Here is a 14564-nt window from a genome sequence, read left to right as displayed (position 1 = left end):
GCGTCGAAATTTCTTACTTGTCCTCGGCGGCTTCGGTCGCGTCGGCCACGGTCGCGAGCTCTTCGGCGGAAACCTCTTCGGCCTCTTCGGCCGGGTTGCCGAACATCTCGGCGGTGTCCACGGTGTTGCCGGCGGTGTCGGTGACGGCGGCCTGGACCACGACACCGGCGAGCGCCTTGCCGCGGCGGACGTCGGCGAACACCGCGCCCAGCTGACCGGCCTGCTGGATCTGCTGGATGAACTGATCCGGGCTCATGCCGTAGCGCTGGGCCTGGAAGATGATCCGCTCGTACAGCTCGTCCTGGCCGACCTGGGTGTTCTCGGCCTCGGCGACGGCGTCGAGCAGCAGCTGGGTCTTGACCGACTTCTCGGCGGCTTCCTTGGTGTCCTTCTTGAACTCCTCCAGCGAGGAGCCCTGGGCCTCGAGGGCCTCGGCCAGCTTGGCCTCGTCGTGGTCGAAGCCGTGGACGGCGTCGTGCTCGACCGCGTCGACCTCGGCCTTGACGACGCCCTCGGGCAGCGGGATCTCCACGGTCTCGAGCAGGGCCTCGAGCACCTTGTCGCGGATCTCGCCGGCCTGGGTGACCTTCTTGACGCGCTCGACGCGGGTCTTCAGGTCTTCCTTCAGCTCGTCGATGGTGTCGAATTCGCTTGCCAGCTGGGCGAACTCGTCATCGGCCTCGGGCAGCTCGCGCTCCTTGACCGACTGCACGGTCACGGTGATGACGGCTTCCTTGCCCGCGTGCTCGCCGGCGACCAGGTTGGAGGTGAAGTCCTTGGACTCGCCCTCCTTCAGGCCGACCAGGGCCTCGTCCAGGCCCTCGATGAGCTGGCCGGAGCCGACCTCGTGGGACAGGCCGGTGGTGGAGGCCTCCTCGACGGCCTCGCCGTCGACGGTGGCGGACAGGTCGATGGAGACGAAGTCGCCGTTCTCGATCGCGCGCTCGACCGCGGTCAGGGTGCCGAAGCGGGCACGCAGCGACTGCAGCTGCTCGTCGATGTCGGCGTCGGTGATCTCGATCGGGTCGACCTCGACCTTGATGGTCGAGAAGTCCGGCAGGGTGACGTCCGGGCGGACGTCGACCTCGGCGGTGAAGGCCAGCTCCTCGCCGTCCTCGATCTTGGTGATCTCGATCTCCGGCTGGCCGATGACCTTGGCCTGGGTCTCGATCACGGCCTCGCTGTAGCGCTTGGGCAGCACGTCGTTGACGACCTGCTCCAGCACCGCGCCACGGCCGACACGGGCCTCGAGAAGCTTGGCCGGGGCCTTGCCCGGGCGGAAGCCGGGGATCCGGATCTGCTGCGCCAGCGCCTTGTACGCGCGGTCGAAGTCCGGCTTGAGCTCCTCGAAGGGCACCTCGACATTGATGCGGACCCGAGTCGGGCTCAGCTGCTCGACGGTGCTCTTCACGGACATGCTCCTTGTTCGTAGTTCATGGTTGACGTCTAGGTTCCCCCCGAACGCATCCCGACCAGGTTAGTTGACGGCCCCACGGGCCGTGTAACCGGTCACGGGCAGGACCTGCCGACGGCCGGTCGGCCGACCGGTCGCGCTGGTGGGAGGGGTGCGTACTAGCTACCGACCTTGACGGCGTCGGTGATGAAGACCAGGGTCTCGTTGGGCTTGATGCCGTGGCCGCCCTGGCCGTAGCCGAGGTCCGGCGGGATGACGAGCAGGCGGCGGGTGCCCTGCTGGATGCCGACCAGACCCTGATCCCAGCCCTTGATGACCTGGCCCGCACCCAGCGTCAGGTCGAAGGTCTGGCCGCGGCTGAAGGAGCTGTCCAGCTTCTTCTTGTCCGACCAGGTGATCAGCGTGTAGTTGGTGCTCAGCGCCTGGCCCGTCGCGGCGGCCGGGCCGGTGCCGGTGACCAGGTCCTTGGTGAACAGTTCCTTCGGCGGCTCGCAGCCGTCCGGCAGGGTGATCTTGGGCGCTTCGCCGAAGCCGCCCTCCACCTTGATGGAGCAGTCCTTGCCGTCGGCCGACGGCAGCGCGACGGTGAACGTCTGCGCAGCCTTGGCCGAGGTGGTGGCCGACGTGGTGTCCGCTTTGTCGCTCTTATCGCTGCTGCCGCAACCGGCCACCAGCACCAGGGCGGCCGCGACCGCACCGATCGCACCGACCTTGCCCACCAAGCGCATTCCCGCTCCTGTCAGTCCGGATTGCCGCAGAGTTTTGCGACGCCGCGCCGAACCTACACGGGCGGATCGCTCTGCGCCGGAGCGGGCGCGGCCGCCAGGGCTTCGACCGCGGCGGAAATGGCCGGTCGCAACTCGTCGAGGCCACGTTCCGGCCCCAGTACCATCCGGCGCAGCTGCGGCATGGCCAGCGTCCAGCCGACCAGGCCGAGGGTGAAGAACAGCAGGTTGCGGGGGTCGCCGTCGGTCATGGCGGATTCGGCGGCGGTGACCTTCTCGAAGTAGTGGCGGGTGCGGTTCTCCTCGTCGGGGACCGGTTGGTCGCCGAGTTCCAGTGCCTCCCAGAGCAATAGGCGCAGGGCCTCCGGGTGGGCGCGGTGGTAGTCGAAGAGGCGGCCCGCGTACTCGCCCAGGTCGCCGCCCGGGGGCACGTCCTGGGCGAGCTCGCCCATCAGCCGTTCCAGCACCGCCGCGAAGAGCGCCTGTTTGTCGCCGAAGTAGTCGTAAATGGCGCGCTTGTTGGCCTGCGCGGAGGCGGCGATGCGATCGACCCGGGCCCCCGCGACGCCGTAGGCGGCGAATTCCGTTGTCGCGGCGGTGAGGATGCGCTCCCTGGTCGCGGCCGAGTCGTATGCCATGGGCGCGATTGTAACGAACTGGTTCGTTTGACAACTCCGACGCAAGGTTCCTAGCATCGGAAACAATCCGAACCAACTAGTTCGATCGAAAAGGACCGGCGATGCCCTCAACCGCAGTCCGCCCCCTCACACTCCCCGTCGAGCGGCGAACGCTGTTTCCGATGATGGCGGTGTGCAGCGGGGCGACCGTTGCGAATGTCTATCTCGCGCAACCACTTCTGACGTTGGTCGCCGACGGGCTGGGAGTCACCGCATCGGCATCGGGGGTGGTGGTCACGTGCGCCCAGTTCGGGTACGCCGCGGGGATCCTGTTCCTGGTGCCGCTGGGAGATGTCCGGCGGCGACGGCCGTTGTTGTCGATCCTTTTGGCGGTCACCGTGATCGGGCTGCTGCTGGCGGCCGCCGCGCCGGGTTTGGCGTTGCTGGCGGCGGCGACCGCGCTGGTCGGCGGGGCGACGGTGATTCCGCAGGTGCTGGTGCCCTTGGCGGCCGAACTCGCCGCGCCGGAACGACGGGCCTCGGTGGTGGCGGGCGTGCAGATCGGGCTGATGACCGGCATCATCGGGTCGCGGGTCATCGGCGGCGCGGTGGGTGACGTATTCGGTTGGCGGGCGGTGTATTTGCTCGCCGCGGCGCTTACGGCGGCGACCGGCGCGATCACGGTGGCGCTGCTGCCGCGCGAGACACGCCGAGGCGGTCGCGACACCGCAGGAACAGGTGCGGGGCCGAGTTATCCGGGGCTGCTCGCATCGCTCCCCCGGCTGCTGATTCGGGAACCGGCACTGCGGCATTCGTGCGCCATGCACGCGCTGCTGTTCGGCGCGTATAACTCGACGTGGACGTCGCTGGTCCTGGTGCTGACCCGGGAGCCGTACCACTACCGCAGCGCGGTGGCCGGATTGTTCGGCGCGCTCGGGCTGGCGGGTGCGGTGGCCGCGCCGTGGGCGGGGCGGTTCATCGATCGGCGCGGTGCGATTCCGATCATTGCCGCCGCTCTGTTTCTCATGCTCGCGGCGTCGGGCGCGTATGCGCTGGGCGGCTCGCTGCTGCCGTTCATGATCATCGCGATCGTGCTGGCCAATATCGCGGTGCAGTGGAGTCAGATCGCCAATCAGGCACGGATTTTCGGGTATCTGCCCGCGGCGCGCAGCCGCGCCAACACCGTCTACATGGTTTCCGTCTTCCTCAGCGGCGCGCTGTGTGCCGCCCTCGCCTCGGCCTGTTTCGGGGCGTGGGGCTGGCTCGGCGTCTGCGCCCTGCAGGCCGTGCTGACCGTCCTCGGCTGCACCGTTCTTCCCCTGGCCCGCCGCTACGACCTGCGGCACGTTCACGAATCGAAGGAGTAATCAATGACCATGCCCGCCATGCCCGCCTCGGTGCTCGGCTTCTTCGCCGCATCTCAGTCCGGTGATGCGGACGCCTGGGCGGCGAATTTCGCCGAGGACGGCGTCTTCCACGATCCGGTCGGCACGCCGCCGATCGTGGGGCGCAGTGCGATTCGCGATTTCATCGCCGGGGTGATCCCGAATTTCAGTCCGTTCCTGGGGCTTACGCCGCGCGAGGCCCACACCGTGGGCGATTCGGTCGCGGTGTCGTGGAGCGGTGCGGCGGTGTCGCTTTCGGGCGCGCCGGTCAACTGGTCCGGCATCAATGTCTACGAACTGGATGCCTACGGGCTGATCGCCGAGGCGAAGGCGTACTTCAACCGGGAGATCTTCAGCGCCCAGCTGAATCGCTGAGCAACGCGTACTGCGCCACCGCCATCCGGTGCGCCGCTTCCTCGGTCGCACCGGAAATCAGCGCGAGATAGCGGCCCTCCAGGACGAAGCAGGTGAATTGCTGGTCGGGCGCTTGCGGATCGGAGTCGCGCAGGCAGACCGCGTCGGGAATGCCGCTCGGGGCGGTGGCGACCGTTTGGTTCCCGGTGGGCACCGTGTGGTCTGCTGTCGGGGCGGACAGGCGCAGCAGGGCGTGGCGGGCGGCGACGGCGTCGGGGAAGCGCAGCAGCCGGGCGTTGTCCGCTACGGCCATGGCCTCGACCGGGATTCGCACCGAATCGCCCGGGCGATTGACCCAGAGATCGGCGACGCGGGGGCCGTACGCGATGCCGGTCGCGCGCCGGTGTCCACGCCACCCGGCGATGACACCCTGCTCGTCCTCGAACAGCTCGGGATAGGGCCATTGGCCGGGTGTCGCGGGCAGTACGCGGCCCAGCAGGCCTTCCGGGTCGAGGGGCAGCGTCGCCAATTTCTCGGCCGGAGTGGGCGCGAAGGCGTCCAGCACAGGCAGTTCCGCGTCGAAGGCGGTTTCGGCCAGGGACTGCAGGGCGGCGCGATCGGTGGTCGGGTTGGTGACGTAGACGGTCACCACGAACGGGCCGTGGGCGAGGGTGGCGGCCAGCGTCGGCTCGTAGGTGCGCCAATGACCGTGAGTCGCAAAGTAATCGGCGAAGGGGACCGGGAGGTTGTCGCGATTGACGGCGAAGTCCCGGGCATCGATCTGGCGGGCCGCGTCGATGGCCGTCATATTGTCGCGCATCCGCAGCACCGTGAGGCGCACCGACCGCGACACCCCGATCCGGGGCACCCCACTCGGATCATCGGTGCCGCCGATGCTGAATCCGGCCAGCATCCCGTGCTCGGCGAGGGTCTCGCGCGTGGCGTCGGCGAGAATGCCGACGGCGTCCAAGGGCGTCGGCACCGGAATCGCGGAGGTCCACGCCAGCGCCGCATCGAACGCGCGCGGCGCCACCACCGCCTCCGCCATCCGCACCGATTCCATCAGCCCGCCATAGCTTTCCCCGGCGTCCCGCGGGGCGGCCAGCGGACGCCCGCTGTATCCCCCGAGATCCATCCGGCCCACGGCCGCCGTCACCGGCCGCGGCGCCCCCGCGACCGTGCACGCGGTCACGAGCACCGCGATCGAGAACACCGGTAGCCATTCGGCGTAGCCCCGCCACCCACCGGAACCGTGTGACCTCGCCGCCGGATCGAATCGACGCATCCCGCACCCCCGTCGTACCGGTCCGGTGCCTGATCGCCTATTGCCATGAGCCGCACGAGTTTTCGTGCCCCATCGCACGAGAACCACCGAGATCATCTCCCGGACGCACAGATTCGAGTGTGATCGCGATTTCCTTGCGCGGTAAACCTTTCCGCCGAGATCGCGACCGGTCCGTAACCAAACCGCGGGCTGCGGGCTCGTTCGGAGCGAACTCGCGGACGAGGTCGGCGGGCACGGCTCACGCCCTCGTGCAGGGCTCCGAACTGCGCGAATCGAGACGGAAATGTATTTGCGACCGCCTCGCGCCTACGGGAGCATCTCAGGATGCTGTTGACGATCTCTTGTACGCGACCGGACGGTGCCGCATGGCCGGCCAGCGATCTCGGCTATCTGCTGCACAAGAATCCGTCGCGCATGCAAACCTTCGAACAGTCCTACGGCGAGGCGCACGTCTTCTATGCCGAGGCGGGCGAGGAGCGGTGCACGGCCGCGCTGCTGTTGGAGATCGATCCGGTGCGGCTGGTGCGCGGGAAGTCCAAGGGGGCGCCCGACTTCAGCCTGGGCCAGTACGTGAACGACCGGCCGTACGCGGCGTCGTCGCTGCTGTCCGTGGCGATCTCGACGGTGTTCGGGACCGCGCTGCACGGACGGTGCAAGCAGCGGCCGGAGCTGGCGGAGACCGCGCTGCCATTGCGCATCGAACTTCCGGCCGTGCCGTGCAAGGGCGGGGCGGAGTACGCCGAGCGGGTGTTCGCGCCGCTGGGCTGGACGGTCGTGGCCACTCCCCTGCCGCTGGATCCGGCTTTCCCGGACTGGGGCGATTCGCATTACCTGCGCCTCGAACTCACCGGGACCATGCGGCTTTCCGACGCGCTGTCGCACCTGTACGTGCTGCTGCCCGTCCTCGACGGCAGCAAGCACTACTGGCTCGACAGCGCCGAGATCGACAAGCTGCTCCGCTTCGGCGAGGGCTGGCTGGTCGACCACCCGGAGCGCGAATGGATCACCCGCCGCTACCTGACGCGGCGATACACGCTGGTGCGCACCGCGCTGGCACGCCTGGCAGAGCTGGATGACGCCGAGCCGGAAGAGTTGGACGCCGTCGAGGAGGATTTCGACGAGGCCGACGCCGAGTCGACGACCGCGCAGACGGATCCCGATGGAACGGGTGGAGTGTCGCAGTCCTCCGATCCCGCGTATTCGGCCGAAGCCGCTTCCCGTCATTCCGGCGCGCTTTTGGCCGGAATCCAGCCCGGCAGTGTGGATCCCGGCCAAAAGCATGCCGGGATGACGGGTGCAGCATCCGACGACCCTGCTGAGCGGGGGCCGTCACTGGCGGTGCTGCGCCGTGCCGCCGTACACCGGGCGCTGCTCGAGGTCGGGGCGAGCCGGGTACTCGATCTGGGCTGCGGGCAGGGGGCGCTGCTGCGGGAGCTGGTGGCGGATCGGGCGTTCGCCGAGATCGTCGGGATCGATGTGTCCATGCGGGAGTTGAAGATCGCGGCGCGGCGGATGCGGCGGCTGCCGGAATGGCAGTCCAAGCGGGTCACCGTGCGGCAGGGCGCGCTCACCTACACCGATGCGTCGCTGACCGGGTACGACGCGGCCGTGCTCATGGAGGTCATCGAGCATGTGGACGCGCCGCGGCTGAAGGCGTTGGAGCAGTCGGTGTTCGGGGCGGCGGCGCCGGGCGCGGTCGTGGTGACCACGCCCAACAGCGAGTTCAACGTGCGCTACGAGACGCTCGCGGCGGGGACTTTCCGGCATTCGGATCACCGATTCGAATGGAGCCGGGCAGAATTCGCGGACTGGGCACACCGGGTCGGGGAAACGTACGGGTACGCCGTGCGATTCGAACCGGTCGGGCCCGAGGATGCGGAAGTGGGGGCGTCGACGCAGATGGCTGTGTTCACGAAGCAGGGTAAGAGCAGCGACAGCGACGAGAAAGGAGCCGCGTAATGGCCGAGCTGTCCGTTCCGGTGCTGTCGCTGGTCGTCTTGATCGGCAGCAGCGGATCCGGGAAGTCCACGTTCGCGCACAAGCACTTCCGCTCGACGGCGGTGCTGTCCTCGGATGCCTATCGCGGGCTGGTGAGCGATGACGAGTCCGACCAGTCGGTCACCAACGAGGCGTTCGAGCTGCTGCACCACGTGGCGGGCGTCCGCCTGCGGCGCGGGCTGCGGACCGTCATCGATGCCACCAATGTGCAGCCCAAGGCGCGGCAGGCGCTGGTCGAGCTGGCGCGCGCCCACGATGTGCTGCCGGTGGCGATCGTGCTGGACGTGCCCGAGGCCGAGTGCGTGCGGCGCAACGCGCTGCGCGTGGATCGCGCGGATCTGGGCCCGCACGTGGTGAACCGCCACCAGCGTGACCTGCGGCGTTCGCTGAAGTTCCTGGAGCGCGAGGGTTTCCGCAAGGTGCACGTGCTGCGCGGCGTCGAGGAGATCGACGCGGCCACGATCGTGGACGAGCGGCTGTGGAACGACAAGAGCGATCTCACCGGCCCGTTCGACGTGATCGGCGACGTGCACGGCTGCCGCAGCGAACTCGAGACGCTGCTCGGGGAACTCGGCTATGTCATCGCCCGCGACGAGGACGGTCGTGCGGTGGACGCGCGGCACCCGGAGGGCCGCACGGCCGTGTTCGTCGGCGACCTGGTCGACCGCGGCCCCGACACCCCGGGCGTCGTGCGGCTGGTCATGGGCATGGTGGCGTCCGGAAACGCCCTGTGTGTCACCGGAAACCACGAGTTCAAGCTGGTCCGCGCGCTCGACGGCCGCCGCGTCACGGTGGCGCACGGGCTGGCCGAGTCGCTGGCCCAGTTCGAGGGCGAGGACGCCGAATTCCGCAAGGCCGCACACGAATTCATGCGCGGCCTGGTCAGCCACTACGTGCTCGACGGCGGCAAGCTGGTGGTCGCGCACGCGGGGCTGAAGGAGGAATACCAGGGCCGCACCTCGGGTCGGGTGCGCGAGTTCGCCATGTACGGCGAATCCACCGGCGAGACCGACGAATACGGGCTGCCGGTGCGCTACCCGTGGGCCAACGACTACCGCGGCAAGGCGCTGGTGCTGTACGGGCACACGCCCATGACCGAACTGGTGTGGGTCAACAACACGCTGTGCCTGGACACCGGCGTGGTGTTCGGCGGCCGCCTGACCGCCCTGCGCTACCCGGAACGCGAACCGGTTTCGGTTGCGGCCGAACAGGTCTGGTTCGAGCCGGTGCGCCCGCTACAGGCCGCCGTCTTCGCCACCGGCGAGGCGGTGGTGCAGCGGGACCCGGGCGTGCTCGACCTGGACGACGTGCTGGGTCGCCGCGTAGTGGAGACCCGGCATCTCGGCCGCGTCAGCGTGCAGGAGGACGCCGCGAGCGCCGCGCTCGAGGTGATGAGCCGCTTCGCGGTGGATCCGCGCTGGCTGGTGTACCTGCCGCCGACCATGTCGCCGTGCGCGACCTCCACCCTGGACGGCTACCTCGAGCATCCGGCCCAGGCCTTCGAGTACTACCGCTCGGAGGGCGTGGAGACCGTGGTGTGCGAGGAGAAGCACATGGGTTCGCGTGCGGTCGTGGTGGTTTCGCGGTCGGCGCAGGCGGCGCGGGACCGGTTCGGTGTCGAGGACGGTTCGACCGGCGCGGTGTACACCCGCACCGGCCGCCCCTTCTTCGACGATCCGGCCGCCGCCGAGACGCTGCTGGCACGGGTGCGGGCGGCGGCCGAAACCGCCGGGCTGTTCGAGGAATTGGGCACCGACTGGCTGCTGCTCGACACCGAGCTGCTGCCGTGGTCGGCCAAGGCGCTGGGGCTGCTGCGCAACCAGTACGCGGCGGTCGGCGCGGCGGCGCGAGCCTCCCTGGCCCGGGCCTCCGAGGTGCTGGCGGCCGCGGCCGAAAGAGGTTTGGACGTAGCCGATCTCGCCGCGCGCACCACCGCGCGCCAGGATGACGCCGACGCCTTCACCACCGCCTACGGCCGCTACTGCTGGCCCACCGAAGGTCTGTCCGGCGTCCGCCTGGCGCCCTTCCAGCTGCTGGCCGCCTCCGGCGCGAACTACGCCGTCCGCGACCACAACTGGCACCTGGAACGCCTCGACCGCCTGGTCGCCGCCGACCCGGAGTTCTTCACCGCCACCGGCCGCCGCGTGGTCGACCTCGCCTCCCCCGAGGCCGAGGCCGACGCCACGGCCTGGTGGACCACCCTCACCGCAGCCGGCGGCGAGGGCATGGTGGTCAAGCCCCTGGGCTCCCTGGTCCCGGGCACCAACCGCAGCGGCCGCCCGGTCCAGCCGGGCGTGAAATGCCGTGGCCCGGAATACCTCCGGATCATCTACGGCCCGGAATACCTCCGCCCCGACCAGCTCCAGCGACTGCGCTCCCGCGGCCTCGGCGGCAAGCGCTCCATGGCGCTGCGCGAATACGCCCTGGGCTTGGAAGCCTTGGACCGCTTCGTGGCCCGCGAGCCCTTGTGGCGAGTCCACGAGGCAGTATTCGCGGTCCTGGCGCTGGAAACGGAGCCGGTCGACCCGAGGTTGTAAGGCTCGGGGCCGAACGCCCCCGTCATTCCGGCGTGCTCTTGGCCGGAATCCACACCACGGTCTCAGCCCCCGTCGCAGTGGATTCCGGCCAAAGACACGCCGGAATGACATTGCGGAGACACTCCGGAATGACGATGCGGACTCAGTCCAAGTCGGCGGCCAGGTGGTCGCGGAGGCGAGTCAGGTAGGGGCGCTGGCCTTTTCCTAGCTTCTCCTCGGCGGTGTCCAGATCGAACCAAGCGGCACGGTCGATTTCCGGGAATTCGGCCATGCGGCCGGAGCGGGGTGGCCATTCCATTTCGAAGGTGCCGGGGACGATCAGGGTCGGGTCCAGGTCGGCTTCGACCGCCCAGACGGTGACCTGTTTCTTGCTGCTGCCGCTGCCGTATTGGACCTCCCCCAGGGGAATCCAGTCGCCGTCGGGCACGGGCAGGCCGAGCTCCTCGAAGAATTCGCGGCGGGCGGCGGCTTCCGGCTGCTCCTCGGTGGGCTCGTACTCGCCCTTCGGGATGGACCAGGCCGAGGCGTCCTTCTTCGCCCACAGGGGGCCGCCCATATGCCCGAGCAACACTTCGAGGCCGGAAGTGCGGCGGAACAACAGGACTCCGGCGCTGAATCTGAGGCTCATGGGAAGCAGTCTGCCGAACCGCGCTCACGCCTCGGGAATCGGCACGCGCCACACCACCGTCGTGCCGCGACCATCCAGGCCCAGCCCGATCTCCACCACGCCGTCGAGTTCGGTGGCGCGTTCGGCGATATTGCGCAGGCCGCCGCGCCGGGGCGCGTCGCCGACGCCGATGCCGTTGTCCGCCACCGAGATCCGGAGTTCACCGCGGGCGGCGGTCACCGCCACGTCGATGCGGGTGGCGTCGGCGTGGCGAACGGTATTGGACAGTGACTCGCGCAGCACGGCGATGGCTTGGCGGGCGGTGTCGGGCGGGACCAGGGTGTCGATGGGCCCGTTCTGCCGCAGGTTCGGGGTGAAGCCCAGGTGGCGGGCGGCGGTAGTCACCAGATCGCTGATCTCACTGCGCAATCCGCCCTGCCCGCCGGAGGCCGACTGCAGCGAGAAGATGGTGCCGCGAATGTCCTGAATGGTGTCGTCGAGATCCGCGACCACGCGTTCGAGGCGATCGGCGATGTCCGGTGTGGGCTGCATGCGCAGCGCTCCCTGCAATGCCAGACCGGAGGCGTAGATCCGCTGGATGACCGAATCGTGCAGGTCGCGCGCGATGCGGTCGCGGTCCTCCATCACGGCGATCTTGGCGGAGTCCTGCTGCCGCCGCACGGTATCGCGCTGGACCTGCTCGTACATCCGGACATTGGTGATCTTCGTCGCGGCGATGACCGCCAGCGCCTCGATGATCCGTTCGTCCTCGTCGGTGAAGGCGCCCGAGCGCTTGTTGGCGAGATAGAGATCACCCAGCAGCCGTCCGCGATAGCGCACCGGCACGCCGAGGAAGCTGTGCATGAGCGGATGCCCGTCGGGCCAGCCCTCGAAGGCCGGGTGGGTCATGAGATCGTCCAGCCGCACCGGGTCCTCGCCGGAGAGCACCACGCCGAGCACGCCCCGCCCGCACGGCCAGTGCCCGATCCTGCGAATCGTCTGCTCATCCATGCCGACCGGCACGAACTGCGTGAGCCGTCGCTCGCCGCTGCCGTCGTCACCGGGTTCCAGCAATCCGAGCGCACCGTATTCGGCGTCGACCAGCCGGCAGGCCGCGGTCACCAGCTGCTTCAGCACCAGATCCACGTCCAGGTCGGAGACCACGGCGTACACGGCCTCGACCAGGTCGTGCAGCCGCTCCTCCGGGGCGGTCAGCGCCCGTAGTTCATCCGGTACGCCACCCCACGACTCCTCGGACATGACTCAGAGGCTACCCACCGGCAACCTGAGGACATTTGTCTCTGGGGTGGGGTGTCGCGACGGAGCAGTCTGATTTCAGACCATTCGGCTGATTTAGGAGTCACACAATGACGATGATCGGAACCGAACCGCGCACCGAAGCCTGGACCGGTTTCAAAGGCGGCCTGTGGCGAGACGCCATCGACGTGCGCGATTTCATTCAGCAGAACTACACGCCCTACGAGGGCGACGGCGGCTTCCTGGCCGGCCCCACCGCCCGCACCCTGGGCATCTGGGACAAGCTGAGCGCCATGTTCCCCGCCGAGCGCGAGCGCGGCATCTACGACGTGGACCAGCACACCCCCTCGACCATCACCGCCCACAAGCCGGGCTACATCGACGAGGGCAACGAGCTCATCGTCGGCCTGCAGACCGATGCCCCGCTGAAGCGCGCCATCATGCCCTACGGCGGCTACCGCATGGTGCAGTCCAGCCTCGCCGCGTACGGCGTGGAGGAGGACCCGAAGGTCGCCGAGATCTTCACCAAGTACCGCAAGACCCACAATGACGGCGTTTTCGACGCTTACACCGCCGACATTCGCGCCGCCCGCAGCGCCGGCATCGTGACCGGCCTGCCGGATGCCTACGGCCGCGGCCGCATCATCGGCGACTACCGCCGCGTCGCGCTCTACGGCGTGGACAAGCTGATCGAGGGCAAGAAGGCCGACCACCTCGCGCTCGAGGACCTGTGGGCCGATGACGAAACCATCCGTCGCCGTGAGGAAGTCAGCGAGCAGATCCGCGCGCTGAACGAGCTGAAGGAGATGGCCGCCTCCTACGGCTACGACATCTCCAAGCCCGCCAGCAATGCGCAGGAGGCCATCCAGTGGCTGTACTTCGCCTACCTGGCCGCGGTGAAGGAGCAGAACGGCGCGGCCATGTCGCTGGGCCGGACCGCCAACTTCGTGGACATCTACCTCGAGCGTGACCTGGCCGAGGGCCTGATCACCGAGGAGCGCGCCCAGGAACTGGTCGACGACTTCGTCATCAAGCTGCGCATCGTGCGCTTCCTGCGGACCCCCGAGTACGACGAGCTGTTCTCCGGCGACCCGACCTGGGTGACCGAGTCCATCGGCGGCATCGGCTCCGACGGCCGTCCGCTGGTGACCCGCACCAGCTTCCGCTACCTGCAGACCCTCTACAACCTGGGTCCCGCGCCGGAGCCGAACCTGACCGTGTTCTGGTCGCCCGCGCTTCCCGACGGCTTCAAGCGCTTCTGCGCCAAGGTGTCCATCGACACCAGCTCCATCCAGTACGAGTCGGATGAGCTGATGCGGCCGCGCTACGGCGACGACACCGCCATCGCCTGCTGCGTCTCCGCCATGGAGGTCGGCAAGCAGATGCAGTTCTTCGGCGCGCGTGTGAATCTCGCCAAGACGCTGCTGTACGCCATCAACGGCGGCCGCGACGAGAAGAAGGGCAAGATCGTCGCTCGCGGCTTCGAGCCCATCACCTCCGAGGTGCTCGACTACGCCGAGGTCGACGCGGCCATGGACAAGCTGATGGACTGGCTGGCCAAGACGTATGTGCACGCGCTCAACGTGATTCACTACATGCACGACAAGTACGCCTACGAGCGCATCGAAATGGCGTTGCACGACTTGGATATTCGCCGCACCATGGCCTGCGGTATCGCCGGTCTGGCCGTCGCCGCCGACTCGCTGTCGGCGATCAAGTACGCGAAAGTCACCCCGGTGCGCGACGAGACCGGTCTCGCGGTCGATTACGTGATCGAGGGCGACTTCCCCAAGTACGGCAACAATGACGATCGCGTCGACTCCATTGCCGCCGAACTGGTGGAGCGGTTCATGCAGAAGGTCCGCATGTACCCGACCTACCGCAATGCCGAGCACACCCAGTCGGTGCTGACCATCACCTCGAATGTGGTGTACGGCAAGAAGACCGGCAACACCCCCGACGGCCGTCGTTCGGGTGAGCCGTTCTCGCCGGGCGCCAATCCGATGAACGGCCGCGACACCCACGGCATCGTGGCCTCGGCCATGTCGGTCGCCAAGCTGCCCTACGAGCATGCGACGGACGGCATTTCGCTCACCACCACGGTGACGCCGCAGGGTCTGGGCCGCAGCGCCGACGAGCGCATCACCAACCTGGTGGGCGTGCTGGACGGCTACATCGCCACCAACGGGTTCCACATGAACGTCAACGTCCTCAACCAGGACACGCTGTTGGACGCCATGGAGCACCCGGAGAACTACCCGCAGTTGACGATTCGTGTCTCGGGTTACGCGGTGAACTTCGTTCGCCTGACCCGTGAGCAGCAGCTCGACGTCATCAACCGCACCTTCCACGCGAGCCTGTAAAGGCTCACCGGCCGACACCGAG

11 protein-coding genes are annotated in these 14564 nt (G+C 68.5%); 5 read left to right on the top strand and 6 right to left on the bottom strand.

Annotation, left to right across the window (positions count from 1 at the left end; translation table 11 throughout):
- Positions 1 to 13: 13 nt before the first annotated feature.
- The 3 genes from tig to ON43_RS10125 all read right to left on the bottom strand — a co-directional run bounded on the left by tig (position 14) and on the right by ON43_RS10125 (position 2777).
- Complete coding sequence (tig, locus tag ON43_RS10135) at positions 14 to 1411, bottom strand: trigger factor (protein ID WP_040806154.1); 1398 nt, start codon at positions 1409 to 1411, stop codon at positions 14 to 16.
- Between the two features lie 161 nt (positions 1412 to 1572).
- Positions 1573 to 2142 carry an FKBP-type peptidyl-prolyl cis-trans isomerase gene (locus ON43_RS10130; RefSeq protein ID WP_040806109.1) on the bottom strand — a complete coding sequence of 190 codons (570 nt, stop codon included), beginning with the start codon at positions 2140 to 2142 and terminating at the stop codon, positions 1573 to 1575.
- A gap of 53 nt (positions 2143 to 2195) precedes the next feature.
- The gene (locus tag ON43_RS10125) at positions 2196 to 2777 is read right to left on the bottom strand and encodes a TetR/AcrR family transcriptional regulator (protein WP_040806108.1); all 582 of its coding nucleotides are present in this window, start codon (positions 2775 to 2777) and stop codon (positions 2196 to 2198) included.
- Between the two features lie 101 nt (positions 2778 to 2878).
- Here ON43_RS10125 and ON43_RS10120 point away from each other — a divergent pair, with 101 nt between their 5' ends.
- Both ON43_RS10120 and ON43_RS10115 read left to right on the top strand, forming a co-directional pair.
- Positions 2879 to 4123, top strand: coding sequence for an MFS transporter (locus tag ON43_RS10120; protein ID WP_063712518.1), 1245 nt, complete (start codon positions 2879 to 2881; stop codon positions 4121 to 4123).
- A 3-nt stretch (positions 4124 to 4126) separates the two neighbouring features.
- Positions 4127 to 4516, top strand: a complete 390-nt coding sequence (locus ON43_RS10115; RefSeq protein WP_040806106.1) for a nuclear transport factor 2 family protein — start codon at positions 4127 to 4129, stop codon at positions 4514 to 4516.
- Here the strand turns inward: ON43_RS10115 and ON43_RS10110 are convergent.
- Positions 4494 to 5780, bottom strand: coding sequence for a DUF7373 family lipoprotein (locus ON43_RS10110; protein WP_040806104.1), 1287 nt, complete (start codon positions 5778 to 5780; stop codon positions 4494 to 4496). The genes ON43_RS10115 and ON43_RS10110 overlap by 23 nt on opposite strands.
- Before the next feature lie 324 nt (positions 5781 to 6104).
- On the opposite strand from ON43_RS10110, the gene ON43_RS42350 reads away from it, so the two are divergent.
- Together ON43_RS42350 and ON43_RS10100 are read left to right on the top strand one after the other, a co-directional pair.
- The gene (locus tag ON43_RS42350; RefSeq protein ID WP_086007916.1) at positions 6105 to 7739 is read left to right on the top strand and encodes a 3' terminal RNA ribose 2'-O-methyltransferase Hen1; all 1635 of its coding nucleotides are present in this window, start codon (positions 6105 to 6107) and stop codon (positions 7737 to 7739) included.
- Positions 7739 to 10315: a polynucleotide kinase-phosphatase gene (locus ON43_RS10100; RefSeq protein ID WP_040806102.1), complete on the top strand. Its 2577-nt coding sequence runs from the start codon at positions 7739 to 7741 to the stop codon at positions 10313 to 10315. Before ON43_RS42350 ends, ON43_RS10100 begins: the two co-directional genes overlap by 1 nt.
- Positions 10316 to 10457: 142 nt before the next feature.
- On the opposite strand, the gene ON43_RS10095 is transcribed toward ON43_RS10100, so the two are convergent.
- Entirely contained in the window at positions 10458 to 10943 is a 486-nt protein-coding gene (locus tag ON43_RS10095) for an NUDIX hydrolase (protein ID WP_040806100.1), read from the bottom strand.
- Positions 10944 to 10967: 24 nt separating this feature from the next.
- Complete coding sequence (locus tag ON43_RS10090) at positions 10968 to 12182, bottom strand: GAF domain-containing sensor histidine kinase (protein WP_040806099.1); 1215 nt, start codon at positions 12180 to 12182, stop codon at positions 10968 to 10970.
- A gap of 107 nt (positions 12183 to 12289) precedes the next feature.
- Between ON43_RS10090 and pflB the strand changes: the two genes are divergently transcribed.
- The gene (pflB, locus tag ON43_RS10085; RefSeq protein WP_040806098.1) at positions 12290 to 14542 is read left to right on the top strand and encodes a formate C-acetyltransferase; all 2253 of its coding nucleotides are present in this window, start codon (positions 12290 to 12292) and stop codon (positions 14540 to 14542) included.
- The last annotated feature ends 22 nt before the right edge of the window (positions 14543 to 14564 follow it).

This window comes from Nocardia concava NBRC 100430 (assembly GCF_000308815.1).
Lineage (GTDB): Bacteria > Actinomycetota > Actinomycetes > Mycobacteriales > Mycobacteriaceae > Nocardia > Nocardia concava.
The sequence above is the reverse complement of the archived record's forward strand: the minus strand, read 5'-3'. Positions and strand labels throughout refer to the sequence as shown.

Coding starts and splice junctions, on each gene's coding strand:
- ON43_RS10095 (WP_040806100.1), bottom strand. CDS start 10,943: ATGAGCCTCAGATTCAGCGCCGGAGTCCTGTTGTTCCGCCGCACTTCC.
- ON43_RS10125 (WP_040806108.1), bottom strand. CDS start 2,777: ATGGCATACGACTCGGCCGCGACCAGGGAGCGCATCCTCACCGCCGCG.
- pflB (WP_040806098.1), top strand. CDS start 12,290: ATGACGATGATCGGAACCGAACCGCGCACCGAAGCCTGGACCGGTTTC.
- ON43_RS10100 (WP_040806102.1), top strand. CDS start 7,739: ATGGCCGAGCTGTCCGTTCCGGTGCTGTCGCTGGTCGTCTTGATCGGC.
- ON43_RS10110 (WP_040806104.1), bottom strand. CDS start 5,780: ATGCGTCGATTCGATCCGGCGGCGAGGTCACACGGTTCCGGTGGGTGG.
- ON43_RS42350 (WP_086007916.1), top strand. CDS start 6,105: ATGCTGTTGACGATCTCTTGTACGCGACCGGACGGTGCCGCATGGCCG.
- ON43_RS10115 (WP_040806106.1), top strand. CDS start 4,127: ATGACCATGCCCGCCATGCCCGCCTCGGTGCTCGGCTTCTTCGCCGCA.
- ON43_RS10120 (WP_063712518.1), top strand. CDS start 2,879: ATGCCCTCAACCGCAGTCCGCCCCCTCACACTCCCCGTCGAGCGGCGA.
- ON43_RS10090 (WP_040806099.1), bottom strand. CDS start 12,182: ATGTCCGAGGAGTCGTGGGGTGGCGTACCGGATGAACTACGGGCGCTG.
- ON43_RS10130 (WP_040806109.1), bottom strand. CDS start 2,142: ATGCGCTTGGTGGGCAAGGTCGGTGCGATCGGTGCGGTCGCGGCCGCC.